Origin of the sequence: Serpentinimonas raichei, assembly GCF_000828895.1 — a bacterium.
Classification (GTDB): domain Bacteria; phylum Pseudomonadota; class Gammaproteobacteria; order Burkholderiales; family Burkholderiaceae_C; genus Serpentinimonas; species Serpentinimonas raichei.
Genome location: NZ_AP014568.1, coordinates 1,479,370 through 1,504,899 on the forward strand (window position 1 = coordinate 1,479,370; position 25,530 = coordinate 1,504,899).

At 63.5% G+C, this 25,530-nt stretch carries 22 protein-coding genes, 1 tRNA gene and 2 CRISPR repeat arrays; of the genes, 6 read left to right on the plus strand and 17 right to left on the minus strand.

What is annotated here, in order from left to right; genetic code table 11:
- Positions 1 to 31 precede the first annotated feature (31 nt).
- Positions 32 to 1,384, plus strand: a complete 1,353-nt coding sequence (gene gabT, locus SRAA_RS06855) for a 4-aminobutyrate--2-oxoglutarate transaminase (protein ID WP_045531665.1) — start codon at positions 32 to 34, stop codon at positions 1,382 to 1,384.
- Between the two features lie 25 nt (positions 1,385 to 1,409).
- Here gabT and SRAA_RS06860 read toward each other — a convergent pair whose 3' ends face one another.
- Genes SRAA_RS06860 through SRAA_RS06875 form a run of 4 tightly spaced genes read right to left on the minus strand, consistent with a single transcriptional unit; the run spans position 1,410 to position 3,928 of the window.
- Complete coding sequence (locus SRAA_RS06860) at positions 1,410 to 1,838, minus strand: DoxX family protein (protein WP_045531667.1); 429 nt, start codon at positions 1,836 to 1,838, stop codon at positions 1,410 to 1,412.
- Positions 1,835 to 2,644: an HvfC/BufC N-terminal domain-containing protein gene (locus tag SRAA_RS06865; RefSeq protein WP_052467513.1), complete on the minus strand. Its 810-nt coding sequence runs from the start codon at positions 2,642 to 2,644 to the stop codon at positions 1,835 to 1,837. Before SRAA_RS06865 ends, SRAA_RS06860 begins: the two co-directional genes overlap by 4 nt.
- Complete coding sequence (gene bufB / locus SRAA_RS06870) at positions 2,641 to 3,597, minus strand: MNIO family bufferin maturase (protein ID WP_082039957.1); 957 nt, start codon at positions 3,595 to 3,597, stop codon at positions 2,641 to 2,643. Before bufB ends, SRAA_RS06865 begins: the two co-directional genes overlap by 4 nt.
- 25 nt (positions 3,598 to 3,622) lie before the next feature.
- Complete coding sequence (locus tag SRAA_RS06875) at positions 3,623 to 3,928, minus strand: BufA1 family periplasmic bufferin-type metallophore (RefSeq protein WP_045531669.1); 306 nt, start codon at positions 3,926 to 3,928, stop codon at positions 3,623 to 3,625.
- Positions 3,929 to 4,077: 149 nt separating this feature from the next.
- Between SRAA_RS06875 and SRAA_RS06880 the strand changes: the two genes are divergently transcribed.
- The 4 genes from SRAA_RS06880 to SRAA_RS06895 all read left to right on the plus strand — a co-directional run bounded on the left by SRAA_RS06880 (position 4,078) and on the right by SRAA_RS06895 (position 8,301).
- A complete protein-coding gene (locus tag SRAA_RS06880; protein ID WP_045531671.1) occupies positions 4,078 to 4,641 on the plus strand; it encodes a sigma-70 family RNA polymerase sigma factor in 564 nt (187 codons plus the stop codon).
- Positions 4,638 to 5,279: an NrsF family protein gene (locus SRAA_RS06885; protein WP_045531675.1), complete on the plus strand. Its 642-nt coding sequence runs from the start codon at positions 4,638 to 4,640 to the stop codon at positions 5,277 to 5,279. Before SRAA_RS06880 ends, SRAA_RS06885 begins: the two co-directional genes overlap by 4 nt.
- A gap of 221 nt (positions 5,280 to 5,500) precedes the next feature.
- The gene (locus SRAA_RS06890) at positions 5,501 to 6,727 is read left to right on the plus strand and encodes a CaiB/BaiF CoA transferase family protein (RefSeq protein WP_052467602.1); all 1,227 of its coding nucleotides are present in this window, start codon (positions 5,501 to 5,503) and stop codon (positions 6,725 to 6,727) included.
- Between the two features lie 83 nt (positions 6,728 to 6,810).
- Positions 6,811 to 8,301: an NAD-dependent succinate-semialdehyde dehydrogenase gene (locus tag SRAA_RS06895; protein ID WP_045531678.1), complete on the plus strand. Its 1,491-nt coding sequence runs from the start codon at positions 6,811 to 6,813 to the stop codon at positions 8,299 to 8,301.
- Between the two features lie 220 nt (positions 8,302 to 8,521).
- Positions 8,522 to 9,920: a CRISPR direct-repeat array (repeat unit 37 nt; unit sequence GTTTCAATCCACGCCCACCATTACTGGCGGGCGATTC).
- Between the two features lie 103 nt (positions 9,921 to 10,023).
- A CRISPR array of direct repeats spans positions 10,024 to 14,222; the repeat unit is 37 nt; unit sequence GTTTCAATCCACGCCCACCATTACTGGCGGGCGATTC.
- 201 nt (positions 14,223 to 14,423) lie between these two features.
- Here SRAA_RS06895 and cas2 read toward each other — a convergent pair.
- The 11 genes from cas2 to SRAA_RS06955 all read right to left on the minus strand — a co-directional run bounded on the left by cas2 (position 14,424) and on the right by SRAA_RS06955 (position 23,512).
- On the minus strand, positions 14,424 to 14,714 hold the full coding sequence (cas2, locus tag SRAA_RS06900; protein ID WP_045531680.1) for a CRISPR-associated endonuclease Cas2: 291 nt from the start codon (positions 14,712 to 14,714) through the stop codon (positions 14,424 to 14,426).
- Positions 14,715 to 14,727: 13 nt separating this feature from the next.
- Positions 14,728 to 15,774, minus strand: coding sequence for a type I-C CRISPR-associated endonuclease Cas1c (gene cas1c, locus SRAA_RS06905; RefSeq protein WP_045531682.1), 1,047 nt, complete (start codon positions 15,772 to 15,774; stop codon positions 14,728 to 14,730).
- Between the two features lie 9 nt (positions 15,775 to 15,783).
- Entirely contained in the window at positions 15,784 to 16,443 is a 660-nt protein-coding gene (gene cas4 / locus SRAA_RS06910; RefSeq protein WP_045531684.1) for a CRISPR-associated protein Cas4, read from the minus strand.
- Positions 16,444 to 16,465: 22 nt separating this feature from the next.
- Positions 16,466 to 16,708, minus strand: a complete 243-nt coding sequence (locus SRAA_RS06915; RefSeq protein WP_045531685.1) for a type II toxin-antitoxin system HicA family toxin — start codon at positions 16,706 to 16,708, stop codon at positions 16,466 to 16,468.
- Positions 16,705 to 16,911 carry a 2-oxoisovalerate dehydrogenase gene (locus SRAA_RS06920; RefSeq protein ID WP_045531686.1) on the minus strand — a complete coding sequence of 69 codons (207 nt, stop codon included), beginning with the start codon at positions 16,909 to 16,911 and terminating at the stop codon, positions 16,705 to 16,707. The genes SRAA_RS06915 and SRAA_RS06920 overlap by 4 nt, the downstream gene beginning before the upstream one ends.
- A 10-nt stretch (positions 16,912 to 16,921) precedes the next feature.
- Entirely contained in the window at positions 16,922 to 17,887 is a 966-nt protein-coding gene (gene cas7c, locus SRAA_RS06925; RefSeq protein ID WP_045531687.1) for a type I-C CRISPR-associated protein Cas7/Csd2, read from the minus strand.
- 22 nt (positions 17,888 to 17,909) lie between these two features.
- Complete coding sequence (gene cas8c / locus SRAA_RS06930) at positions 17,910 to 19,670, minus strand: type I-C CRISPR-associated protein Cas8c/Csd1 (protein WP_045531688.1); 1,761 nt, start codon at positions 19,668 to 19,670, stop codon at positions 17,910 to 17,912.
- Positions 19,667 to 20,353 (minus strand): type I-C CRISPR-associated protein Cas5c, encoded by a 687-nt coding sequence (cas5c, locus tag SRAA_RS06935; RefSeq protein ID WP_045531690.1) that lies wholly within the window; start codon positions 20,351 to 20,353, stop codon positions 19,667 to 19,669. The genes cas8c and cas5c overlap by 4 nt, the downstream gene beginning before the upstream one ends.
- Positions 20,354 to 20,377: 24 nt before the next feature.
- Positions 20,378 to 22,762 (minus strand): CRISPR-associated endonuclease Cas3'', encoded by a 2,385-nt coding sequence (locus SRAA_RS06940; RefSeq protein WP_082040094.1) that lies wholly within the window; start codon positions 22,760 to 22,762, stop codon positions 20,378 to 20,380.
- Positions 22,763 to 22,927: 165 nt separating this feature from the next.
- Positions 22,928 to 23,004 (minus strand) — tRNA-Pro (locus SRAA_RS06950).
- Positions 23,005 to 23,080: 76 nt separating this feature from the next.
- Positions 23,081 to 23,512 (minus strand): MerR family transcriptional regulator, encoded by a 432-nt coding sequence (locus tag SRAA_RS06955; protein ID WP_045531692.1) that lies wholly within the window; start codon positions 23,510 to 23,512, stop codon positions 23,081 to 23,083.
- Between the two features lie 195 nt (positions 23,513 to 23,707).
- On the opposite strand from SRAA_RS06955, the gene SRAA_RS06960 reads away from it, so the two are divergent.
- Positions 23,708 to 23,932 carry a (2Fe-2S)-binding protein gene (locus SRAA_RS06960; protein WP_045531694.1) on the plus strand — a complete coding sequence of 75 codons (225 nt, stop codon included), beginning with the start codon at positions 23,708 to 23,710 and terminating at the stop codon, positions 23,930 to 23,932.
- 26 nt (positions 23,933 to 23,958) lie between these two features.
- Here SRAA_RS06960 and SRAA_RS12780 read toward each other — a convergent pair whose 3' ends face one another.
- Together SRAA_RS12780 and SRAA_RS06970 are read right to left on the minus strand one after the other, a co-directional pair.
- Complete coding sequence (locus tag SRAA_RS12780) at positions 23,959 to 24,750, minus strand: ABC transporter ATP-binding protein (protein WP_052467515.1); 792 nt, start codon at positions 24,748 to 24,750, stop codon at positions 23,959 to 23,961.
- The gene (locus tag SRAA_RS06970; RefSeq protein WP_045533479.1) at positions 24,747 to 25,520 is read right to left on the minus strand and encodes an ATP-binding cassette domain-containing protein; all 774 of its coding nucleotides are present in this window, start codon (positions 25,518 to 25,520) and stop codon (positions 24,747 to 24,749) included. Before SRAA_RS06970 ends, SRAA_RS12780 begins: the two co-directional genes overlap by 4 nt.
- Between the last annotated feature and the right edge of the window lie 10 nt (positions 25,521 to 25,530).

Genomic DNA, 25,530 nt, shown 5'->3' on the forward strand with positions numbered 1-25,530 from the left:
TTCACGCCCGCATCATCCTCGCATCTGCACCATGAACGCCCCCTCCCCCCCGCTCGCCCCCAGCAACGCCGCCCTGATGGCGCGCCGCCGTGCCGCCCTGCCCGCCGGGCTGGGCCAGACCTACGAGGTGTTCGTCGAGCGCGCCGACAACGCCGAAGTCTGGGATGTAGAAGGCCGGCGCTACATCGACTTTGCCGGCGGCATCGCGGTGCTCAACACCGGGCACCGGCACCCGCGCATCGTGCAGGCGGTGAAGGAGCAGCTGGACAAATACCACCACACCTGCTTTCAGGTGCTGGCCTACGAGCCCTACGTGGAGCTGGCCGAGCGCCTGCTGGCCAAGGCCCCGGGCGACTTTGCCAAGAAGGCGTTTTTCCTCTCCACCGGGGCCGAGGCGGTAGAAAACGCGGTCAAGATCGCGCGCGTGGCCACCGGGCGCTCGGCGGTGATCGCCTTTGGCGGCGGCTTTCATGGCCGCACCCTGCTTGGCATGGCGCTCACCGGCAAGGTCGCGCCCTACAAAAGCGGCTTTGGCCCGTTCCCGGCCGAGATCTACCACGCCGAATTCCCCAACCCGCTGCACGGCGTGAGCGTGGCCGATGCGCTGCGCTCGCTCGAACACCTGTTCAAGTACGACGTCGAAGCCAACCGCGTGGCCGCCATCATCCTGGAGCCGGTGCAGGGCGAAGGCGGCTTTTACGTGGCCCCGCCCGAATTTGCGCAGGCGCTGCGCGCCCTGTGCGACCGCCACGGCATCGTGCTGATCGCCGACGAGATCCAGACCGGCGCCGGCCGCACCGGCACCTGGCTGGCGTGCGAGCAGTGGGGGCCGCAGGCCTGCCCAGACCTCATCACCATGGCCAAGTCGATGGCCGGCGGCTTTCCGCTGGCGGCCGTGATCGGCCGCGCCGAGCTCATGGACGCCCCCGCCCCCGGCGGCCTGGGCGGCACCTACGCCGGGCACCCGCTGGCCTGCGCTGCGGCGCTGGCGGTGCTCGAGGTGTTCGAGCAAGAGCAGTTGCTGGCGCGTGCCCAAGCCGTGGGCGCACGGCTGCGCACCGGTTTGCAGGCGCTGGCGGCGCAGCACCCCGAAATCGGCGACGTGCGCGGCCTTGGGGCCATGCTGGCGATCGAGTTGTTTCAAGCCGGTACGGTGCAGACCGGCTCACACGCCTCTGGCCCGCCACAGCCCGACCCGGCGCTGACCCAGCGCGTCTGCGCCGAAGCGCTGGCGCGCGGGCTGGTGCTGCTCTCGTGCGGCCTGTACGCCAACGTGATCCGCATCTTGGTGCCGCTGACCGCCTCCGACGCCCTGCTCGACGAAGGGCTGGCGCTGCTGGGCGCGGCGCTGGCGGCGGCCAAGGGCGTGGCGCCCCCCAAATAAGGCGCTGCCGCTCGCCCGATCCGCTTTAGCTCCGGCCCCACAGCGCATGGTCGAGCGAGAATCGGCCGGCGCCACGGCCCAGCAGGTACAGCAGCGCCACGGTCCAGGTCAAATGGGTCGGCCAGGCGTCGGGATAGACCCAGAACTGGATCACCGCCGTCATAAGCAGCAGGCCCAGCGCGGCCCAGCGCGTGCCCAAACCCAGCACCAGCAGCAGCGGAAACAGGTGTTCGGCGTACGCGGCCAGGTGCGCCGCCCACAGGGGCGGAAGCAGCGGCAGGGCGTATTCGTGCTCGAACAAAAGCAGCGCCGACTCGTTGACCTGCAACCCGCCATCGACCTTGGTGCGGCCCGAGAACCAAAAGATGCCGGCCAAGCCGAAGCGGCTGGCCAGCGCGATGAGCTCGTGGCTGATCCAGCGTTCGAATCGGTCGGTGATGGCTTGGGTGTTCATGCGGGGTGCTCCAGCGCAAGGGGTGAAGAGAAGGTCGGGCGAGCAAAAACGCCTAGCTTGAGCAGGGCGTGCAAGGTCTGCACCGGGTCGGGGCCGGGGTTCAGCGACGCATCCAGTGCCACCCCCAAGGGCAAGCCCTGGGCGCAGGCGTCGAGCAAGGCGGCAGCGGCTGGGCTGAGCGGCTGCCACTGCACATTGCCGTCTGGGGTGCGCGTGAACAGCAGGCCGTCACCCTGCCAATGGGGCGGGTTGGGGTCGTCCCAGTGCTCGCGGGCGGCGCGCCAGAGGCTGCCGATCGGCAGGTCGGCAAACCAGGCCCAGCGCGTGGCCGGGTGCAGCGGCAGCCGCAGCGCAGCCAGATCGACCGCAGCCAAGCCGGCCAAATCCTCGGGCCAGAGGCGCTCTGCCTCGGCGGCGCTGTGGCTTTGGTTCCAGAGCCAGTCCAGCCGGGCCACACCGGGCAGGTAGGGCAAGCCGACCAAGGCTGCACACCGCCCCAAAAAATTCGGGAAACCGTCGCCGTAGCACAGCAGGCGGCGGTCGCGGGGCGGGTGCGCGTGCACGTAGTCCAGGGCGCAGGCGCGAAAACACGCCTCACCCACCAAGGTCGCGACGGCCGGGAAGTTGGCTTGCAGCGCATCCACGCAGCCCTTGAGCACGGTGTTGCGATAAACCTGCCAACCGGGCTGGGTTTGCCACTCGGGTAGGGCCGCTTGGGCCGCCTCCTTGTCCGGCAGCGCCTCCGGGGCCCACAGCGCGGCCCAGAAGGTGTGCTGAAAGCCGTTCAAATCCGAGCGTGGGTTCATGATTGCCCGCCTCGCAAAGGGTCGGTCTGGTCGCGCCCACTGGCGCCACCCTGCGGTTGCGCTGCATCGGCATTGCAATCACCCCTTGGCCATTGCGCCGCCCCCAGCGGCTGCCAACCAGCGCCCTCCAAACCCCGCTGGGCGCGTGCGCGCTCGAGCAGCAAGTCCTCAAACGGCGGGATGTCGCCATCGCGCTCGATCAGGGTCGGGCGTGGCCCCATGCGCTCGATCAGGCGCTGGTAGAGCTGCCACACGCCCTCTGGCACCGCCGAGGCGTGCGAATCGATCAGCAAGCGCTCCCCCCACTGCGGGTCGGCGTGGTGCCCGGCCAAGTGAATTTCCAGCACCGCGTCGGGATCGAACGCGCACAGCACCGGCCACGGATCAAAACCGAGGTTGTGTGCCGACACATAGACGTTGCTCACATCCAGCAACAGCCCGCAACCGCTGCGCCGCGCCAGCGTGTTGAGAAAATCGGCCTCCTCCCACTCGTGCCCCGGCAGCACCAGGTAGTGGGAAGGGTTTTCGATCGCGATGCGCCGCTGCAAGCGCTCCTGCACCTGGTCGATGCGCCGCTCCAGCCGCACCAGCGCCTGGCGGTTGCGCACGATCGGCAGCAGATCGGGCGCGTAATGCCCGTCCAGCACCGACCACGCCAGATGTTCCGACACCAGCGCCGGCTGCACCCGCTCACACAGCGCGGCCAGGCGCTCCAGGTGCAGCGGATCGGGCTCGTCAGGGCCGGCCAAAGACATCGACACCCCGTGCAAGGAAAGCGGATGCCGCTCACGCACCGCCTCCAGCCACGCCAGGCGCGGCCCGCCCTCGACCAGGTGGTTCTCGGGGTGAACCTCGAACCACAGGCCGCTGGCGCTGCAAGCGCAGGCCGCGTCGTAATGCGCCGGCTTGAGGCCCAGCCCGGCCCCCAAGCTCGCAGCCGGTGTCGGATTCATAACAGCCACTTGCAGCATGTGGGTTTCAGGAACGGATCGGGGTCAAAGAGCCCATGCCCGTGGGCGTTTTGATCGAGGTGCAGGTGCCCGCCGGAACGTACTTCCAGGCGTTGCCCTGGTAGTCCACGCGCGAGCTGCCGGCGCAACTGGTGCCGGGGCCGGCGGCGCAGTCGTTCTTGCCCGCCATCGAAACGCCAAAGCAGCGCTCCTGCGCCACGCGCTGGCCGGTGTTGCTGCGGTCTTGCGCCACAACCACGCCGGCAGAAAGGGCCGTGAAAGCGGCCAGAGTGGCCACGGCGGCCAGCGAATGTCCAAGGGTGCGAGTGTTCATCAAAAGCTCCATGAAAGTGTAGGGTTGCCATGCCCGGCGGCTGCATCCAGCGCAGTGCCGTGGCACCTGCTAGTTCGTTGGCAGGCGGCCAGCGGTTACAGTGCGCAGCAGAAAATTATTTTTTGACCCCGCTGTAACCTTGGCCCCCCATGCAACGAACTAGCGATGTGACTGCAACTGAGCACGAGCTGCGCGGCTTGTTCCTGCTGGGGCTGGACGGGGATGCCCCCGCCTACCACCGCTTCCTGCAACGGCTGACGCTGCTGCTGCGCGGATATTTTCGTCATCGATTAAACAACTTGCCAGATGAAGTTGAAGATTTGGTTCAGGAGACTTTGATGGCCCTGCACGCCCAACGCCACACCTACCGGCGCGATCAGCCGCTGACGGCCTGGGTGCACGCGCTGGCGCGCTACAAGCTGGTCGATCTGTGGCGCCGCCGCTCGCGGCACGAGGCGCTCAACGAACCGCTGGACGACGAAATGGAATTGTTTGGCCACACCGACGACCGCGTGCACGAAACGCAACGCGATCTGGCGCTGCTGCTCGACGCCCTGCCCGACCACCAGCGGTTGCCGATCGTGCGCACCAAAATCGACGGCCTATCGGTGCGCGAGGCGGCGCTGGCCACGGGTTTGTCGGAGTCGGCGATCAAGGTCGGGGTGCACCGCGGCCTCAAAGCCCTGGCACTCGCCTGGAAGAAAAGCACATGAACACCGACGAATTGCTGCGCCTGTTGGCCTCCGACACCCAAGCCGTGCCCCGGCACGCGGCAGAAAAACGCTTCGCGCTGGCGCTGCTGGCGGGGCTGGGCCTGGCCCTGCTCTGGGTCGTCTGGGGCTTGGGCGTGCGCCCCGATCTGCTGGAGGTGATCGGCAGCGGCCCGTTTTGGAGCAAGCTGCTGATGCCGGCGCTGGCAAGCGCCCTCGGTGCCGCCTTGCTGTGGCGGCTGGCGCACCCCGGCATGCGGCCGGGCGCGCTGGCTTGGGCGGTGCTGCTGCCCGTTGCGCTGCTGTGGCTGTGGGCGGCCTGGGTGCTGTGGCAGGCCGCGCCCGCGCAGCGGCTCGATCTGCTGCTGGGCCAGACCTGGCGCGTGTGCAGCCTCAACATCGTGCTCACCGCCCTGCCCTTGGGGCTGGGGCTGTTTTGGGCCCTGCGCGGCTTGGCCCCGACGCGGCCAGGCTGGAGCGGTGCGGCCGCCGGTTGGCTGGCGGGTGCCTTGGCAGCGCTGGTGTATTCGCTGCACTGCGCCGAAATGGCGGCGCCGTTCTTGGCCGCTTGGTACGTGCTGGGCATGGCCGCCTGCGCCGGCTTGGGGGCGGCCTTGGGTGCACGCAGCTTGTGCTGGTAAAACCGATCGGATGTGACGGGGCCTAGGGCCGTGCAATTGGCAACACCTTTCCCTGTAGTTTTCGGTGCAAATGCGCCGCCTGGGCGCTAAACTTGCTGGAATGATGCGCCCCCTGGCTGCGTGCAGCGAGCCCAACTGAGCCGCCCGCTTGGCCCACCCACCCGACCCTCCTGCTACCGCGTTCGACCCTAAAAGCCCACTGAGCCGTGCGCCACCCCGCCATGCCACCACCCACCCCTTTCCACGCCGACCCCGCCGCCGCGCCCACGCCCACCGCACCACCGCGCCCGCTCGAAGGCGTGCGCGTGCTCGACCTCTCGCGCGTGCTCGCCGGCCCCTGGGCGGCGCAGATACTGGCCGACTACGGCGCCGACGTGATCAAGGTCGAGCGCCCCGGCTGCGGCGACGACACCCGCGCCTGGGGCCCGCCCTGGTGGGGCGAAGGCGAGCAACGCCTGTCGGCCTACTTCGTCTGCGCCAACCGTGGCAAGCGCTCGGTCGCCATCGACCTGACCCAGCCCGAAGGCATCGAGCAGGTGCGCCAGCTCGCGCGCGAGGCCGACGTGCTGATCGAAAACTACAAAGTCGGCCAACTGGCGCGCTACGGGCTCGATGCGCCCAATCTGCAAGCCCTCAACCCGCGCCTGATCTACTGCTCCATCACCGGCTACGGCCAGAGCGGGCCGTTGTCGCCCAATGCTGGCTACGACTTCGCCATCCAAGCCGAAGGCGGGCTCATGAGCATCACCGGCACGCCCGAGGGCGAGCCGCAAAAGGTCGGTGTGGCCGTGACCGACTTGCTCACCGGCGTCTATGCCTGCAGCGCCATTCTGGCCGCCCTGCACGAGCGCGGTCGCAGCGGGCGCGGGCGCGTGATCGACGCCGCCTTGTTCGACGTGCAAGTCGCCATGCTGGCCAACCAGGCCAGCAACCAGCTCATCGGTGCCACCCGGCCCAGCCGCATGGGCAACGCGCACCCCAACATCGTGCCCTACCAGGTCTTTGCCACCCGCGACGGCCACCTCGTACTGGCCGTGGGCAACGACGCCCAGTTCGGCCGCCTGTGCGAAGCCATCGGCCAGCCGGCGCTGGCGCGCGATGCGCGCTTTTGCACCAACCCAGCGCGGGTGCAACACCGCCACATACTGATCGAGCTCATCAGCCCGGCGCTGCGCCAGCGCGACACCGCCGACTGGCGCCCCCTGTTCGACACGCTGGGCATTCCCTGCGCCCCCATACTGGACGTGGCGCAGGTGCTGGAACACCCCCAAGTGGCGGCGCGCGGCCTGATCATTTCGGCCCAAGCGGGCAGCACCGAGGGTGCGCCGGGCACCCCGCCCGCGCTGGCGCACCCGATCCTGCTCGACGGCCAGCGCCCCCGCGCCCCGCTGCCCCCGCCCGCGCTTGACTCCGGCCAGGCGCACTGGAATCCGCTGCGCGACACCTGAGCCGTGGCGCGCCCCGCCGTCTGGCCTTATGCTGCACCCCACCCCAGCCTGAACCCCGAGCAAGACCGAGCGAGATCCCTCCCATGCAAACCCCCGCCTGCCCTTTAAGCCTGCTGCGCGACCCCACCCTGCTCAAAACCGACGCCCTGATCGACGGCCGCTGGGTGCCGGGCAGCCAGCGTTTCGACGTCTTCGACCCGGCCACCGGGGCCAAGCTGGCCGACGTTGCCAACCTTGGACCGGCCGAGGCGCAGCAGGCCATAGCCGCCGCCGAGGCCGCTTGGCCGGCTTGGCGCAACCAAAGCGCCAAGCAGCGCAGCCAGATTTTGCGGCGCTGGTTCGAGCTGCTGCTGGCCCACCAGGAAGACCTGGCGCGGCTCATGACCGCCGAGCAAGGCAAGCCGCTGGCCGAAACCCGCGGCGAAGTCGCCTACGGGGCCAGCTTCGTCGAGTGGTACGCCGAAGAAGCCAAGCGCGTGAATGGCGAAACCCTGCCGCAATTCGACCAGAACCGGCGCCTGCTGGTGCTCAAGCAACCGATCGGCGTCTGCGCCGCCATCACGCCGTGGAATTTTCCGCTGGCCATGATCACGCGTAAAGTGGCCCCGGCGCTGGCGGCCGGCTGCCCGGTGATCGTCAAACCGGCCGAACTCACGCCCCTGACGGCGCTTGCCGCCGCCGAACTGGCGCTGCGCGCCGGCCTGCCACCGGGCGTGCTCAACGTGCTCAGCGCCGACAGCGCCCAATCCATCGCCATCGGCCAGGTGCTGTGCGCCAGCGACGCGGTGCGCCACTTAAGCTTCACCGGCTCCACCGAAGTCGGGCGCATTCTGATGGCGCAGTGCGCGCCGACGGTAAAAAAACTCGCGCTGGAACTCGGCGGCAACGCGCCCTTCATCGTCTTTGACGACGCCGACCTCGAAAGCGCCGTCGAAGGCGCGCTGGCCAGCAAATACCGCAACGCCGGCCAGACCTGCGTCTGCGCCAACCGGCTCTACGTGCAGGCCGGCGTCTATGAAGCGTTTTTGCAAAAATTCGCGGCCAAGGTCGGCACGCTGCAAGTGGGCAACGGCTTTGCCGAAGGCATAAGCATTGGGCCGCTGATCGAGCCCGCCGCGCTCGACAAGGTGCAGCGCCACCTCGACGACGCCATCGCCCAAGGGGCGCGCTTGCTCACAGGCGGCCAGCGCCTGAGCGCGCTCGGCAGCGGGCAGTTTTTCGCCCCCACCGTGCTGGCCGACTGCCACGCCGCCATGCTGTGCGCGCGCGAAGAAACCTTCGGCCCGCTGGCCCCGGTGTTCAAGTTCCACACCGAAGCCGATGCCATCGCCGCCGCCAACGCCACCGAGTTTGGCCTGGCCAGCTACTTCTACAGCCGCGACGTGGGGCGCATCTGGCGCGTCAGCGAAGCGCTGGAATACGGCATGGTGGGCGTCAACGTCGGCATTTTGGCCACCGAGCACGTGCCCTTTGGCGGCGTCAAACAGTCCGGCCTAGGGCGCGAAGGCTCGCACCACGGGATCGACGAATACCTGGAGCTGAAGTACGTCTGCGTGGGCGATGTGCAGCGCTGAAGACGCTTGAAATCAACGCTGCGTGACGGTTATCGGCACACTCACCGACCAACACCATGGCCGAAGCAAGTGCATGGCAAGTGAGCGCAGGGACGTGCATCGATTGCTCAAAATGCACCCATTTCTGTGGGATAGTCAAGGCAATAGAAAAAATGAGCGTCAGGGGGCATTACTGGCGGGCGATTCTGCGCTTCGTGCACAAGAACGGAAGCAACCTGATGTTTCAATCCACGCCCACCATTACTGGCAGGCGATTCTTTGCGTAGGTCCCAGATCACGACGATGACGGCGAGGTTTCAATCCACGCCCACCATTACTGGCGGGCGATTCTGGTGACAGGGCGCGGGCCTCGGCTCGCGTCAGAGGTTTCAATCCACACCCACCATTACTGGCGGGCGATTCGTACATTGACGCCCAGCGGCGCCGACTCGAAAAAGTTTCAATCCACACCCACCATTACTGGCGGGCGATTCAGGGTACGCCCTACGACAACGGCCAGCTCTTCATCGTTTCAATCCACACCCACCATTACTGGCGGGCGATTCCTGGCAGGAAGAAACCGGCGAGGACGCATACAACGTTTCAATCCACACCCACCATTACTGGCGGGCGATTCGGTTTTGCTCAGACGGGTCGTCTGGCAGGCTGGGGTTTCAATCCACACCCACCATTACTGGCGGGCGATTCGGCCAGCGCTGCCGGGAACGCAGCAGCCATCCAGACGGTTTCAATCCACACCCACCATTACTGGCGGGCGATTCCGTGGCGCTTGCCTTTTTCGGTGAGCAGGAAGTCGTTTCAATCCACACCCACCATTACTGGCGGGCGATTCGCAGCTTGGTAGTACCTTTGCCGGGGGGTGCGGCGTTTCAATCCACACCCACCATTACTGGCGGGCGATTCGGTCGGGGTACGTCTGTTTCTTGGGTGCAGCCCATGTTTCAATCCACACCCACCATTACTGGCGGGCGATTCGCGCACCGAAGGCGAGCACGGCTGGTACGATGCCGTTTCAATCCACGCCCACCATTACTGGCGGGCGATTCAGGCAGTCCGAGCCGTCTCAAATCAACAACAGTGCGTTTCAATCCACGCCCACCATTACTGGCGGGCGATTCACCAATGACTGGCTGTAGTAGTTTAGCTATGGAATGTTTCAATCCACGCCCACCATTACTGGCGGGCGATTCCCAAGTACAGATAAGACTCGGGCTACTAAAGGCTGTTTCAATCCACGCCCACCATTACTGGCGGGCGATTCCATGGCTGGCCGCAAGACCTTCCTTGGCGCACGCCTGTTTCAATCCACGCCCACCATTACTGGCGGGCGATTCTCGGGCATAGGGCATCCTCAAAGTGGCAATGCTGGTTTCAATCCACGCCCACCATTACTGGCGGGCGATTCTTTCACGCGCCATGCTTCGATGCCTCCACGGTCTGTTTCAATCCACGCCCACCATTACTGGCGGGCGATTCCCGGGCCAATGCCGACAAGCTGGCACCGATGGAAGTTTCAATCCACGCCCACCATTACTGGCGGGCGATTCATGCTATACGCCCACGGTGGGCACCTTTGCAAAGGTTTCAATCCACGCCCACCATTACTGGCGGGCGATTCCAGGCGGCGCTGGTAGGCACGCTCCCAGTAGGCCGTTTCAATCCACGCCACCATTACTGGCGGGCGATTCCACAAAGTCACGCGGTATATACTGGCCGCGTGCAGTTTCAATCCACGCCCACCATTACTGGCGGGCGATTCGCGCGCCGAGCGCTTGGTGGCCGAGCTGTTCGCGGTTTCAATCCACGCCCACCATTACTGGCGGGCGATTCAGGCCGACATTCGCAACGGCCTCGCACGTCGCGTGGTTTCAATCCACGCCCACCATTACTGGCGGGCGATTCCATTCAGCGAGCATCGTTGCTGGTGCCGCATAGTGTTTCAATCCACGCCCACCATTACTGGCGGGCGATTCGTCAAGGTTTGGGTTCGGGCACTTTGCGTGGCGAAGTTTCAATCCACGCCCACCATTACTGGCGGGCGATTCGTGCATCGGCCAGAGCTGATGCGCCAAAAGGCCAAAGTTTCAATCCACGCCCACCATTACTGGCGGGCGATTCGACCGACCAGGTGACGGCCGACATTGGCGACGTGTCGTTTCAATCCACGCCCACCATTACTGGCGGGCGATTCGCTATCAGCGGCCAGAGGCACGTAAAGCCGAGACAGTTTCAATCCACGCCCACCATTACTGGCGGGCGATTCACAAAATCGGGCTTCGGCAACTGTCCCTGCCATAGTTTCAATCCACGCCCACCATTACTGGCGGGCGATTCCTGGCCAAGGGAGTTGGCTACCGGCAGCACCAAAGTTTCAATCCACGCCCACCATTACTGGCGGGCGATTCGCCTAAGCCGGTCTGCTCGGGCAGCCTCCCGTGCAAGTTTCAATCCACGCCCACCATTACTGGCGGGCGATTCGCGCAGCCTCCAAACTCTCCATCACGGCTTCGATGTTTCAATCCACGCCCACCATTACTGGCGGGCGATTCCCGCATGGAGCGCGCCAGAAAAAGCCAAATGGGACGTTTCAATCCACGCCCACCATTACTGGCGGGCGATTCATAGGCACCCGTGAAGTAGGTGTCGCAGTTGACCAGTTTCAATCCACGCCCACCATTACTGGCGGGCGATTCGTTATCCAGGCACCCGCAAGCCTGGTTTTTCAAGGTTTCAATCCACGCCCACCATTACTGGCGGGCGATTCGCGCAACTGAGACGCCCTACATGGTCGAGCCCATGTTTCAATCCACGCCCACCATTACTGGCGGGCGATTCTGCCGCAAGCCAGCGCAGCCATTTTGGCGGCCCTGGTTTTCAATCCACGCCCACCATTACTGGCGGGCGATTCCCCCCCGCAAGCGGGCCCCCCCCATTGTTTAACAGTTTCAATCCACGCCCACCATTACTGGCGGGCGATTCGCGCCGCCTCGCGTCAGCGCGCCTGCAACCACGGTGTTTCAATCCACGCCCACCATTACTGGCGGGCGATTCCCAGCCAGCCAGCCCTAAGCAGCTACACGCCCGAGGTTTCAATCCACGCCCACCATTACTGGCGGGCGATTCAATCCAAACATGGACGTTTTCAACAGCTTTCACGAGTTTCAATCCACGCCCACCATTACTGGCGGGCGATTCCAGCCGCGATTGATCGCGGGCGCGTGGCTGCTAAAGTTTCAATCCACGCCCACCATTACTGGCGGGCGATTCCCTGCTGTGCCTGCTTGATGGAGTCGAGAAGGTTGTTTCAATCCACGCCCACCATTACTGGCGGGCGATTCATCATGCCCATGGCAAGACCTCCACCAGCCAGCAGGTTTCAATCCACGCCCACCATTACTGGCGGGCGATTCGCTCGAGGGGGCGGCGGGGCGGGGTCGAGCTCGAGGTTTCAATCCACGCCCACCATTACTGGCGGGCGATTCAGCAGCAGGCCGCGCGATTGTGCAGGGCCACATTGGTTTCAATCCACGCCCACCATTACTGGCGGGCGATTCCAGAGGTGGTGGCTTTTGTGCGGGCTGCACGAGACGTTTCAATCCACGCCCACCATTACTGGCGGGCGATTCTTGCGCAACTCGCGCACCGAGTCGGCGGCAATTTGTTTCAATCCACGCCCACCATTACTGGCGGGCGATTCGGCGCTGGCGATGGCGGCTGCTGGGTTCGACGACGTTTCAATCCACGCCCACCATTACTGGCGGGCGATTCGCCCTGTAGATTGCTCAATGCCAAGCCGACTGGTGTTTCAATCCACGCCCACCATTACTGGCGGGCGATTCCTGGCCTTTGCAGCGCCAAGCCAAATCCCAAATGCTGTTTCAATCCACGCCCACCATTACTGGCGGGCGATTCAACTGGTGCAAGCCTACGTAGCCGCGCCTACTGGTGTTTCAATCCACGCCCACCATTACTGGCGGGCGATTCGCGCGGGCAGCGGGTGGCGTACTGGATGCACCGGGTTTCAATCCACGCCCACCATTACTGGCGGGCGATTCGGGCTGTTTGGCCTGCCCAGCGATGAGCAGTTGCTGGTTTCAATCCACGCCCACCATTACTGGCGGGCGATTCCAGCCAGCTTCGGTTTGCGGCTGCCAAATGTCGATGTTTCAATCCACGCCCACCATTACTGGCGGGCGATTCGCCGCATCCGTCCACCACTCGCGCACCGGCTGGCAGTTTCAATCCACGCCCACCATTACTGGCGGGCGATTCCCACCCTTTTGGGTGAAGTGTAGCAAGTTGGCGTTGTTTCAATCCACGCCCACCATTACTGGCGGGCGATTCCTATGGCTGTGGTGCAGCGTTTTGACGGATTTGTGTTTCAATCCACGCCCACCATTACTGGCGGGCGATTCAAGGAGCGCTGCTTTGAGCAAGCTCTGGACAGCCGTTTCAATCCACGCCCACCATTACTGGCGGGCGATTCAGAACTTGCGCGCCTTTGGGGCCGAGTCTGATGTGGTTTCAATCCACGCCCACCATTACTGGCGGGCGATTCGATTGCCGGGCGGCCCATTACGCTGCAACCGATTGTTTCAATCCACGCCCACCATTACTGGCGGGCGATTCAACGACGGCGCTACTCTCACCCGCTGCCAATTCTAGTTTCAATCCACGCCCACCATTACTGGCGGGCGATTCAACGCGCCACCTCGCAAGGGCTGGCGACAGAGTGGTTTCAATCCACGCCCACCATTACTGGCGGGCGATTCCTCAGTCGTCGGCAAAAGCGCCATGAATTGACTGATGTTTCAATCCACGCCCACCATTACTGGCGGGCGATTCGCGAAGTGCTGAAAGCAATCAACCAGACCGCCATGTTTCAATCCACGCCCACCATTACTGGCGGGCGATTCCGCCGCCGATTGCTGGCTCGCCGGTGGGTGTGGTGTTTCAATCCACGCCCACCATTACTGGCGGGCGATTCGCCATGCAGTGGCGGCGGCGGCAAGCAAGGATTGAGTTTCAATCCACGCCCACCATTACTGGCGGGCGATTCGCGGGCGATCACCACGGCTTGTTCTGTGGTGGCCGTTTCAATCCACGCCCACCATTACTGGCGGGCGATTCTCTGCCAGACTCGGGAAGTTCGATCATCATCGTTTGGTTTCAATCCACGCCCACCATTACTGGCGGGCGATTCGCAACCGTAGTGCCCGGAGCAACCAGCCCGTAATGGTTTCAATCCACGCCCACCATTACTGGCGGGCGATTCGAGCGTGGCCGCCACCAGTGCGATGATGAATATCTGTTTCAATCCACGCCCACCATTACTGGCGGGCGATTCGCAATTTCCGACGCTTGCCGGTCAGTCATCGACATGTTTCAATCCACGCCCACCATTACTGGCGGGCGATTCGAGCCAGCCGACGGCAATCACGCCTACGAAAATCATGTTTCAATCCACGCCCACCATTACTGGCGGGCGATTCGCGGCACGGTCGGCGTCGTAGGCGAGGTCAAGAAGTTTCAATCCACGCCCACCATTACTGGCGGGCGATTCCGGGACTATGCAGATACTGGAGCCGGGGGAGGATATGTTTCAATCCACGCCCACCATTACTGGCGGGCGATTCGCCGGGACTACTACGATCACACCTGCACCATCTGGTTTCAATCCACGCCCACCATTACTGGCGGGCGATTCAACACCGCCTGCTGGTGAACACCGCCTGCGCTACAGTTTCAATCCACGCCCACCATTACTGGCGGGCGATTCTTACATTAAAAAAGCCTATGTCGGCAAAACGGGGGTTTCAATCCACGCCCACCATTACTGGCGGGCGATTCGACATGAAGGGCCTAGCAGGGTCCTGCTGGACATGTTTCAATCCACGCCCACCATTACTGGCGGGCGATTCCCTTCTCAGCTACAGCCATGCACCGCATGCCATTTCACTGCATGTTGCGCGAACCGTGTTTGCTGCGGCGCACAAACAACCGGAAAAATTGACTTCATCTGAAAGGATACTGTAAAAACATCATGTTGCGATGCGCGCGAATCTAGCTGCAAATCTGCCGTCACTTCACTTTCGCGCATTCAGCATGACGCAGCCCTAGGATTAAAGCACAAGTGGAGCATCAAAATCCACCGCCCTGAAGCGCCCATGCTCCCGGACCTCTGCGCCGCGCGTGTCCGGTAAACGGTACAGACGCAAACAATCCTGTGCCGGGTCAATTTCCAACAACAGCCTCCGCTCCAGCTCTTCAAAGCCAGCCAGTTCCACGCGACATTCAAACACCGACTTCTGCACCCGCTGCCCCGTGCTCTCGCAGACCTTGGCCACACGGCGCAACCTGCGCCGACCGGCTGCGGTTTCTGTGCTCACGTCGTAGCAAACGATGATCAGCATAATGCACCACCTTTCAGCGCACCAAGAATGGCAGATAACCACTCACTTGGCCGCTGACGTCGGCTTCCGCGCGTATGGCGCGCGCCATCAACCGGGCTTGAACCAGCGGCACCAACCCCAGCGCCAGCGACTGCGCCAGCACCGGGTGTTGAACCTCTTCCTGCTTGCGCTCCTGAAAAGCCACCACCACCGCCTTGCGCGCGTCGGCGGTCAACGACACACCGCCGCCTTCCCGCACCAGAAAATCATCCACACCAATCTGCCCACGGTTCACCAAGGACAACGCCAAGCGATCCGCAAAGGGCCTGAACTCTTCCATCAGATCCAACGCCAAGGCCGCACGGCCAGGGCGCAACACATGCAGAAAGCCCACCTGCGGGTCCAGACCCACCGCCTCCAGGGCGCTGCGGCAATCGTTCATCCACATGGAATACAGAAACGACAGCAACGCATTCATGCGGTCGCGTGGCGGCCGACGTGTCCGCCCATCCATGGAAAAGTCAAGCCGCAAATCGGCCTTCACCAGCATCGGCTGCCGCTCGAAGTACTGCCGCGCGGCCTCCCCTTCCAGCCCACGGAGCACGTCCAAGTCTTGCGCATCCGGTAAGGCCCGCAAGGTGGCGGCCAGGTCTTGCGCGCCACGCGTCAACGCAGCGGCATCGCTTGCAGCTTTGGCATCTCTGGCGCCCCGCAGCAGTACCTGGCGCGAATTGCGCACCTTGCCCGCCACACAAGCCCGCGCAAAGTCCAGCGCAAACGCCGGGTTCATTGACTGGTTGTGCTGCGCCCGGCGCAGCAACACATTGCCCGCAGTGGCCCCCTCAAGCCGTGCCTTGAAGCGGCCGTTTTCATCCAGCAGCACCAACGCCACCGCCTCCTCGGCCAGCCGATGCATCAGCGGCAACGAAATGCCCACCCGCCCAAAACACACCACCGCCTGCAGATGGTGCAACGGCACACGCAGCCGCGTTTCGTCATCCACCATCACACGCAAGGTGTCGTTGTCCAGGCGCATGTAACTGTCTTGCGTGTTGACGTACAGCGTGTTGAGCAGGTGCATGGTGTGGCCTTAGCCCGGTATGCCCGGTTCTGCATCCGGATCAAAAAGGGCCTGCCTGCTCTGCTGCATCAGAACGGATTGCCCGGCCTCTGGCTGGCAGCGATCACGCAGCGAACAGCCCCGGCAGCGCTGCACCGCCTGGGGTCCCGTCAGCGGCGGCGCAAGCTGTTGCGACTCAAACATGCCCCGCACCGCATCCATCACTTGTTGCACCTTCGAACGCAAGGGCGCATCGATCAGCACCACGCGCCTGCGCTTGGAGCTGGCGTAATAAATTGCCCCCTCTGGCACGGCGAACCCTGTCATCGCCTCCAGACACAAGGCCTGTGCCGCCAGTTGCAGGTCGTCGCAAGCCGCGATGTCTGCCGCCTTGTGGCGGCTGCCGTGCTTGTATTCCACGGGGTAGGGTCGCCCTGCCTTGTCGAACTCCACCACATCGGCCTTGCCGATCAGCCCCAGGCCGTCGTGCCACAGCGGCAAAGCATGCTCAACCCGCACCCCCTTGGCGGTTTCCACCCCAGGCTGGTCCACCCGCCTGTGGACGGCCTGCCCGCGCAGGGTGTGCACGTTGTCGTCAAAGACCTGATCCAGGTGGATCAGGCCGCACTGGCGCGGGCAGTAGGCCCAGTGTTGCAGGGCGGACAGGGGGATGGTGTCTTCCTGGTCCATGGCGCGTTGCCGACAAGGTGATTCAGTCGAACAGGCGTTGGAGCAAGGCATCGCGGCTGAGCGCGTGGTGCTGGCACACCGCGTCCAACACCGCCGCCAGCGTGCCGATGCGCAAGGGGTCGTGCACAGGAACGGTGACGTGGTGCCGACCGGGCTGCGCACAGCTCAGGCGAATGTGGCTACCCGTCTGCCGGGACACGGTGTAGCCCAGCCGCCCAAGGCGCTTGACCAACTCAGCGCCCGACAAATCGCGCGGCAGCCTCATGCGGCCAAGACCTCTTCGCGCGTGATATGCAAGCGGATCAGGCTGGGCGCCTGGCCCTCGTCAAAATGACAGCGCACCGCATCGCGCACCAGGGTGTGCAACTCGGGCAGGGAATCGGCTTCGGTGAAGATGTCTTGCCCCACGGCACGGGCCACGTACCCACCCTCGGGTGACTCTTCGACGATGAAATGAATGTCTGTCATGGCGACCCTTTCAAACGATGCGAATCAAGCTTACCCCATCTGGAATGTCGGACTGATCTACCTTGACTTCGTAGTCTGAGAAGTTGCGCGGCACGTCCACCTTTTTCTTGGCCTTGATGCGATCAAACAGTTTGTGAGCGTGTGCGTTGCCCAGCTCGCTGTCGTGCTTGAACACGTAGAGACCGCGTGTGGACATTTCGCCTCGGGCCGCAGAGCGGTCGTGCTCAAACATGTTCTCCAGCGCCTGCCACAGCAGCTCCAGATCGTCCGCACCAAAACCGGTCTGTTTGGCTAGGAACGACGACACAAACCCGTGCGCCATGTACAGGCCATACGGCACGGTGTGCTTGCGGCCCATGGTGCGGTTGTCGCCCTGCTGCTTCTCGGCCTCTGCTTCGGTGGCCACGGCCATGCGGGTGATGGAGTGTTCCAGCGCCACGATGGGGTCGATCGACCGGGCAAAGGTCAGTTGCACCGGCCCCCGAACCTGCCCGGCATTGGTGCCGGTGGACATCACCGCGCCAAAGGTACGAACGTCAAAGAAGTTTTGGCACATCCACTTGCGGGCCAGGTCCACATCGCTGGCGCTCCCCTTGCGCTTTTCCTTGCCGCCCTTCTTGGTCTTCTTGTCTTCACCATCAGCGGCTTCTGCAACCTCATCCACCGGCGCATCGAGCTTGAGCGCCGAGTAGGCGCGCTGGTGTTGAAGGTTCAGGATGGCCTTTTCCCGCACGTAGATTTCGAAACGCTTCTCTCCGGGTTCAAATTTCTTTTCAGACACTGGTGTCTCTTGATCATCTGCGTTGGTAAGGGCGACGAAGTTGCGCACCTTGCGCTTGAGCGCCACGTCGGTCATCAGGCCGTGGCCGGTTTCAGCATCGAGGCGCGGCAGGTTGCCGGCGTCGGGGTCACCATTGGGGTTGCCGTCCTTCACGTCGAACAGCAAAACGAAGTCGTAGCGGTTGGTCAGGTTCATTGCAGTTTCCTCCTAGGTGATTTCAGTTGGTGAAAAAGTCTTGTCGCTGGTGGTAGTAGCCGATGGCAAAACGGCCCTGGTCTGGAAGGTTCATGTGCACCGGGAAATCAGAAATACCCGACATGATCTCCGCCAGCAGCTTCTCGAAGTTGACTGCTCTGCCTTTGCTCTGCATCTTGGCAAGGTGGTGATTTTTCAGACGCATCAGCGTGGTGAACACCGCCACCGGGGTGCTGGATGCGGCACCGTAGTAGCGCTCCCGAATCGTTGCATTCAGACCAGGACTGGCTTCTTCCTGGATCTTTTCGAGCGTGGCAAACAGGCGACCCAAACGGTACGCCGTGGACGGACTTTCGATGTCGAGCATGGGGTGAATCTCCCTGGGTTGTGAATCAGACGTGGTGAACGAACGGTTGAGAAACGCCTTGATGGCCGCCGCGCGCATGTAAGTGACCTCTTGTTCTGCGCGGCAGCGCTGGACGGCGGCATTGAGCCAAGTGGTGGGATACGGCGCGCCGGTGAAGATGCTGCGAATCAGATCGCCACCCAGGCTGGGTGGAATGTTGTCGGCCTTGCCTTGCAAGGCTACGGCGGTGAGCAGTCGAAACAGGCTTGGAAACTCCGGATCGTTCGGACCACGCACCAGCGAAAGGTCATCGAACCAGGCGGCGATGCGCTCAGCGATGACATGCACAGGCGCCGCATGCCAGAACCGAATGGAGATGCGCGCCGCATTGGGTGCCAGCCCCAACACATAGAAAGCGTTCTCACCTCTTGCGCCAGAAAACCCCCCACTGTGGATTGCTTCAAGCACCGCTTTGACCTGCAGGGTGTGTGCGTCCGGGTTGTCACCTCCGCCGAGCAAGGCAGCCAACTCGTGCTCCAGGGCGTCGGGCTTCTGAGCCCAGAAGACGGTGGATGCATCGCCAATCTGAACGCGCTGATCTGAGTCCCGCGCCAACAAAGCATTCAGCGCCGTTGTGTAAGCAAAGGCCGCCGCCTGACTCACGGGCGCGTTCGCACCCTGGCTCTTGCCGTAGGAGTTGAACGCATCCAGATTGAACGAAACGATGTTGGCACCTGATGTCTGGGCTCCCCACACACCCTTGATCGAGGTGTGCAGCCGCTCCACCGGCAAGGTATCGCCTGTGATCAGGCACATGGCATTCACGCCGTCAGCCTCTTCACCTGTTTCGTCCTCTGGTGCGCCAGCGACCAAATGGGGCGCGACACCCGGTCTTTGACACACCAGTGCCGTGTCCTCGACCAGCCGGAACGTCAAGACAGGATTCGACGCAGCAATCTCGGCATGGGCGGCAAACCGCGCCACCTGGTCGGCCGGGTTCGCATCCAGAAAGGCCAATACACCGCGCAAACCGGCGTCGTTCTGGGCAAGCTCGGGGAGTGTTGATATGCGGTCGCGAAATGCCTGCTGCATTTCAACGAGACGGGCCAAGTATTCATCGGCACCGCCTTTGGAGCGAGCCAAATCCATCTTTTTCACGTCAGGAAGCGCAAGAACATATTCGGCGTTGTCCCACAGCAGGTTGGCTGCTATGCCCGAGGTCTTCTTGACGCCCTTGGGCACCAGGTAGACCGTGCCGATCTTCTTTTTCCCAGACATCTGCCGCGTGTCGATGATCGCGTGAAGTTGGCCACCGTCGTCCACTTCGAGGATGAAGCCAATCTCCTTTTGCTCCAGTCCAAACGCTGGCAAGCGGTGACCGGGGTCGGCTTCAGCCTGGCGACGCAGGTAGTAGTCATAGAGGGCTTGCAGGATCATCCCCGTACCTCCACACGACTCAAATCAAGAACACCCCTTTGCACTTGAGCACGAAAAAAAAGCGGCTGGGGGGTGGGGCCGGCTGCGAAATCCATGTCGTAGAGCATCCAGCCCAGATCGGGCGACCAGTCGTCCAAGGCGCTCGGCTCGTCTGGTCCAACACGCCAGCCACCACGGCCGTCGCCCACCAACTCAACGGGCCGAAACGCGGCAGCAAATTCGCGGCATCCCAGGTAGGGCTGGTTCACACACTGCCCCGCCTCTGCGCGGCGGGTGAACATGGCGATGTACTTGTTGGGGTTGGCGAGAGCCTCCTCCCCCACCATCTCCATTTCAGCGTGCAGCCGGTAGGCCACATCGCGCAACAGCAGGCTGGCACGCTGCTGGCGCTCATCTTCAATGTAGAGCGCCAGTTCACCATGCCCTTGGTTCATGGCGGCCAGTGCGTTGCGAGAAGAGGCCACCGCACCCACTTCGTTGCGCCGCACGCTGGTCCAGCGCACCGGCTGGAGCACCTCAATACGGGTGATGCGCCATCGGATAACAGGCTTCCACAGAATGGCCTCGAACACCGCCCGCGCTGCGGACGGTGTGATCAGGTCGTAAGACACCCGCTCGACCTTCATTTCGGGCCGGGTGAAGCAGGCGTAGTCGCCGCGAACCTCCAGACAAAATGGCTTCATCTCTTCTCCCTTTCCAGCAATCGTTTACAAGCTGACATAGTTTGCCGGGTCACCCGGCGCCGAATCCACTTTCGCACCCATCACCGGGTCGTAAAACCCATCCCAACCTTCGCGCTGCACATACAGGCTAGGGCAGGTCGCCACTTCCACGATGTCGCCCATGTCCACCAGCCGCCGCACCTGGTGCTGGTAGATCGTGACGCCGTAGCGCTGCAACTTGCGCATCAGCCATCGTGCCGGGCCATCGCGCTCCAACATGCCGATCAGCGCGTCCACATCATCGCAGGCGTTGGCGCTGCGGTATCGAACCAGCACCGTGGTGCTGTCTTTCTCGTCAATGAGCTTGAACGCGTCGGCTGCGGCCCGAAACTGAACGGGCAGGCTCATCGCCTTCAGATCGGGCTCCAGCTTGAGCAGATCAGAAATCCGGGCCTTGTCCGTTGAGGGTGCATCGTGGTACAGGCGTTTGAAGTACAGGTCAATCAGGGGCAACGCAAAAGGGTCTGCCGGCAAACCGCGCCATACCGCCTTGCAGGTGTCGCGCGCCAAGGTCAGCAAACCCGGCGGGGCCTTGGTCGGGGGAACGAACACATGCACCGCCCCCGGCTCGGGCAACTTGCCTTCCCGGTTGCACCGCCCCGCCGCTTGCGCGATGGAATCCAGGCCGGCCAGGGCACGGAAGACCACCGGAAAGTCCAGATCGACACCGGCCTCGACCAACTGGGTTGAGATGACGTGAATAGGGGCCGAAACCTGCCCGGTAGCCAGCGCCTCCCGGCGCGCCTTCAGGGCATTCTTGATCTCGGCGATGGTATCGCTGCGATGTTGCGCGCACATGAGTGCTGACAGGTGCCAACACCGCGCGCCATCGGCGCGAGCCTTGATCAAGCGGTACAGATCGGCGGCGTCTGCGCGTCGGCTGACGATGGTCAAGGCAGCATCGTGCCCGGCGATTTCATCTGCGAGTTCGGGCCAACTGCGCGGGGTTTCCAGGCTGGGGGGCAGGTGCACACGAACGCGCTTCAGCGCGCGGTACAAGGCTGGCACATCGTCAATGATTTCCGTCACCGGGCCGAGGGCACGCCTGAGTCCCCGCTGCGGATCGACGCTGGGCGGTGTGTTGAGAGCGGGCTGGGTGGCGGTACACAGGAGAACGGTCACGCCAAAGTCCTGCACGAGGTAGCGCAACACATCCACCACGGGCTGCAAGAACTCCACCGGCAGCAACTGCGCTTCATCCAGCACGATCACGCTGTCGACCAGACGGTGCAGCTTTCGGCACCGCGAGGTCTTGCGAGCAAACAGGCTCTCGAACAACTGCACGTTGGTGGTGACGATCAGCGGAGCGTCCCAGTTCTCGCAGGCCAGGCGGGAACGCGTGGTCTCGTCTTCGGGGTTGGACTCCGCGTTGCTGTGGTGCTCGATCACGGCGTCTTCGCCCAACGCCTTGAAGACCTCGCGAAACACGTCGGCGGTCTGCTCGATGATGCTGGTGTAGGGAATGGCGTAAACGATGCGCCGCTTGCCATGGCTTGCCGCATGCGCCAAAGCAAACGCCAAGCTCGACAGCGTTTTGCCGCCACCCGTGGGCACCGTGAGGCTGAAGACGCCCGGCGGCAGACTGGCTTTGGATCGACATTGCGTCAACACCTCGGCCCGGATGCGGTTGACCGCCGTGTTGGGTTCGCCAAAGAATGCCAGATGGGCACTCAACTCGTTCAGCAACGGACGAAGATCGTTTGCACCCTGGCGGGCTGCGGTCTTGCCGCCGTCCATGTAGGCCTCGGTGTCCAGAAAGTCGGCGTCCACCAGCGCGGAAAACACCATCCTCACCCAAAGGGCGAAGCGGCCAGGTGTGAGCTTCTGGTGCTCATTGCAGATGGCCATGCTGCTGAGGTCGATGCCTGACAGCGTGGCTTTAAGAATGTCGTCGGCTTGCGGGCGTGCAAGGGCTTCTGACAACTCGCGCTGTGCATCTTCACTCGCCAAGCGGGCGGCAAGACCTGGCCCTTGGCCGCCCTCCCAGTTGTCAAGTCCAGCGTGGTGACCCGCAATTGCGTATTGAAGCAAGCGCCCCAGAATCTTCCCTTGTGCTCCATGCTGCTGTTCAAGGTGTTGAACGGCCCACAGTGCTCCAGCGGCCGAATGCGTTTTATCTCGGTCTGCGATACGCTCGATATGGGCATCGACAATGCCCGCCTGTCGGATGTAACTCTGAAAGCCAGGCCTGCGTTTGCCCAGGTCATGCCAAAGGCCAGCAAGTCGAGCCACGGCTTTTGCGGAGTCGGGGGCGAAGCCTGCAGCCAGATCAGCCACGGAACGAAGATGCTCGTCTAGCCCGTGCGGATCCTTCCCGCTGCCTTCTGGTGGCGAGTGAGCCCAGTCCTGACTGGATGCATCCGTGATCATGCGCATGTTCCCGTGTCCGCCGGCCTTGGTTCCTGTGCCAAGCATGCACATTGTATGGCGCACGCCACTGCGATCCGATCCATCGGAGTGGCGTCATTTCTGCACGATGTGCCGCAAAATAAAAAATGGCTTAGCACCTTTTGAGCGCTAAGCCATTGATTTGTTTGGTCGGCGTGGCGGGATTCGAACTCGCGACCCCTTGCACCCCATGCAAGTGCGCTACCAGGCTGCGCTACACGCCGAAGCCCGAATTCTAGCACGCCCTTTGATGGTATTTGCTCGGCACGCCCGACCGCTTTGCATGCGCCCCAGCCCACATCAGGCCAAGGGCTCCAGCAGGCGGCGAATCGCCAGCAGCTCGGCGCGCACGGCGGCCCAGTCGTTGAGGGCGCCAGCCTCGCTGTCGTGCGGCTCCATGGCCTCGTCTTCGTGTGCCAGCTCGGCGGGGGCCAAGGTTGCAGCGGCGCCACCCCGGCGCTGTTCGCGCTCTTGCTGCGCCAGCTCCTGCAAGCGGTTGCGCGCCCCATGGATGGTAAAGCCCTGCTCGTACAGCAGATCGCGGATGCGCCGGATCATCAGCACCTCGTGGTGCTGGTAGTAGCGCCGGTTGCCGCGCCGCTTCATGGGCCGCAGTTGCGTGAACTCCTGCTCCCAGTAGCGCAGCACATGCGGCTTGACGCCGCACAACTCACCCACCTCACCGATGGTGAAGTAGCGTTTGGCCGGGATGGGGGGCAGCTCCGTAGTCATGGTCTCTAGGTTTTAAATCGTAGAGCAGCGAATCTACCCGAAGCGCAGCCAAATGCAAAGACCGTTTGGCTCAGTAAAACCCGCAAACGACCCCAAAACACCCAATTTCCATTCGCATCGAAGGGCTATACAAAATCCCTTGCCAAAAGGATTGCGAATGATTATCATCCGCCTACATTCTTCCGGAGTCCTTCCATGATTGTCTGCGTGTGTCACCGGGTCAGCGACAAGACCATCGCCGCCTGCGCCCAGCAAGGCGAGGGATTCGATGAGATCCAGTTTGAGCACGGCGTGGCCACCCAATGTGGCCAGTGCGAGCACGCGGCACGGCGCATCTGGTCTGAATGCCACCCGAGCCAGCGCTTGCTGCACTTGCACCAAGAGCTGGCACCTGCTGCATCCCATTGGACCGCCCCATGATGTGGATGGGTCTTTTAATTTCTTTTTTACTTACCGTCGTCTTGGCATTTTGGCTGCTCAGGCGATGACATCTGCGACGCGCGCATCCTAGTTTGGTCGGTGATGTCGCGCAAGCGCCCCTGCTCCAACACCAACACGCGCTGCGCCAAGTGACGCACCAAGGCGCGGTCATGCGAGACCAGCAACACCGCCAGCCGGTGTTCGGCCAGGACGGCGCCCAAGTCTTGCAGCAGCGCCGCCGTGGTCACGCTGTCGAGAGCCGAAAAGGGCTCATCGAGCAGCAACACCTGCGGCTCGGCCAGCAAGGCCCGCGCCAGCACCACGCGCTGGCACTGCCCACCCGAGAGCTGATGCGGCAAGCGCTGCATGTCGGCCTGCGTCAAGCCCAAGCGTTGCAGCATCTGCGCTGCCCGCTGGGGTCGCTCCAGTCGGCTGGCCAGCCCAAAACCCTCCAGTGGTTCGGCCGCCGAGGCCAAGGCGCTGCGGTATGGGTTGAGTGCGCACTGCGGCTCCTGCCACACGTATTGGATGGCACGCCGCTGGGCCAGGGTTCTGGCCGCTGTCAGCGCCTGTCCGTTCAGGCTCAAGCCGCCACTGCTGGGCTGCAGCAGCCCGGCCAGACAACGGGCCAGGGTCGATTTGCCGCTGCCGGAGCGGCCCAGCAGGCCCACCACTTCGCCCTCGTGCAGATCCAGCCCGACGCGGTCGAGCACCGGTGGCTGCTGCGCCCCCCAGCGGTGGCTGAGGTCGGCCGCGCGCAACCGCAGCACGGCTTGGGAGCGGCCCGGTGCGCTCAGCGGATGGCCCGGCGCGCTCATAGGCTCTGACCGTCCAGCCAGCGCGCCGCCTGCACCAGTGCCGCACCCGCGCGGCTGGCTGGCGCAGTCAAGAAACGCTCTGCCGGGGCCTGCTCGACGATGCGCCCGCGCTCGAGCACCAGCACCCGTTGCGCGTGCTGGCGCACCAGGCGCAGGTCGTGGGTGATCAGCAGCAGCGCGCAGCCAGTGGCTTGCTGCATCGCCAACAGCGCGCACAGCACCTCTTGGGCGGTTTCGTCGTCGAGGCTGCTGGTGGGTTCGTCGGCAATCACCAGTTGGGGCCGCAGCAACAGGGCCATGGCGCACAGCACACGCTGCTTCATGCCCCCGCTCAACTGGTGCGCATGGCGGTGCAGCACCGGCGCTGGCAATTGCACCAACGCCAAGGCCTGCTCCACGGCGGCGGGCGGGCGCTGGGCGCGCTGCGCCACTTGCTCAAGCTGATAACCCACGCTGAGCAAGGGATCCAGCAAAGCCCCCGGGCTCTGGAAGATCAAAAAAATGCCGTTGCCGCGCAGCGCATGCCATTGTTTACTGGACAGCAGGCTCATTTCCTGGCCCTGCCACCGGATCGAGCCGGAGCGCCAGCACAGCGGCGGCTGCAGCAGCCCGAGCAGGCATTGGGCCAACACCGATTTGCCCGCGCCGCTACCACCCAGCAACGCCAGCCGCTCGCCTGCAGCCAGATCGAAAGTCAAGCGATCCAGCAACACCGGACCACCAGCGGCTTGAACCGACAGCTCCCGAATTTGCAACAGCGGATCAGGCACGGCTTGGACC

Coding starts and splice junctions, on each gene's coding strand:
- gabT (WP_045531665.1), top strand. CDS start 32: ATGAACGCCCCCTCCCCCCCGCTCGCCCCCAGCAACGCCGCCCTGATG.
- bufB (WP_082039957.1), bottom strand. CDS start 3,597: ATGAATCCGACACCGGCTGCGAGCTTGGGGGCCGGGCTGGGCCTCAAG.
- SRAA_RS06960 (WP_045531694.1), top strand. CDS start 23,708: ATGATTGTCTGCGTGTGTCACCGGGTCAGCGACAAGACCATCGCCGCC.
- cas8c (WP_045531688.1), bottom strand. CDS start 19,670: ATGATCCTGCAAGCCCTCTATGACTACTACCTGCGTCGCCAGGCTGAA.
- SRAA_RS06920 (WP_045531686.1), bottom strand. CDS start 16,911: ATGACAGACATTCATTTCATCGTCGAAGAGTCACCCGAGGGTGGGTAC.
- SRAA_RS06885 (WP_045531675.1), top strand. CDS start 4,638: ATGAACACCGACGAATTGCTGCGCCTGTTGGCCTCCGACACCCAAGCC.
- SRAA_RS06875 (WP_045531669.1), bottom strand. CDS start 3,928: ATGAACACTCGCACCCTTGGACATTCGCTGGCCGCCGTGGCCACTCTG.
- cas5c (WP_045531690.1), bottom strand. CDS start 20,353: ATGAAGCCATTTTGTCTGGAGGTTCGCGGCGACTACGCCTGCTTCACC.
- cas7c (WP_045531687.1), bottom strand. CDS start 17,887: ATGAACCTGACCAACCGCTACGACTTCGTTTTGCTGTTCGACGTGAAG.
- SRAA_RS06890 (WP_052467602.1), top strand. CDS start 5,501: ATGCCACCACCCACCCCTTTCCACGCCGACCCCGCCGCCGCGCCCACG.
- SRAA_RS06915 (WP_045531685.1), bottom strand. CDS start 16,708: ATGAGGCTGCCGCGCGATTTGTCGGGCGCTGAGTTGGTCAAGCGCCTT.
- SRAA_RS12780 (WP_052467515.1), bottom strand. CDS start 24,750: ATGAGCGCGCCGGGCCATCCGCTGAGCGCACCGGGCCGCTCCCAAGCC.
- SRAA_RS06865 (WP_052467513.1), bottom strand. CDS start 2,644: ATGAACCCACGCTCGGATTTGAACGGCTTTCAGCACACCTTCTGGGCC.
- SRAA_RS06895 (WP_045531678.1), top strand. CDS start 6,811: ATGCAAACCCCCGCCTGCCCTTTAAGCCTGCTGCGCGACCCCACCCTG.
- SRAA_RS06955 (WP_045531692.1), bottom strand. CDS start 23,512: ATGACTACGGAGCTGCCCCCCATCCCGGCCAAACGCTACTTCACCATC.
- SRAA_RS06940 (WP_082040094.1), bottom strand. CDS start 22,762: ATGATCACGGATGCATCCAGTCAGGACTGGGCTCACTCGCCACCAGAA.
- cas2 (WP_045531680.1), bottom strand. CDS start 14,714: ATGCTGATCATCGTTTGCTACGACGTGAGCACAGAAACCGCAGCCGGT.
- cas1c (WP_045531682.1), bottom strand. CDS start 15,774: ATGCACCTGCTCAACACGCTGTACGTCAACACGCAAGACAGTTACATG.
- SRAA_RS06860 (WP_045531667.1), bottom strand. CDS start 1,838: ATGAACACCCAAGCCATCACCGACCGATTCGAACGCTGGATCAGCCAC.
- cas4 (WP_045531684.1), bottom strand. CDS start 16,443: ATGGACCAGGAAGACACCATCCCCCTGTCCGCCCTGCAACACTGGGCC.
- SRAA_RS06880 (WP_045531671.1), top strand. CDS start 4,078: ATGCAACGAACTAGCGATGTGACTGCAACTGAGCACGAGCTGCGCGGC.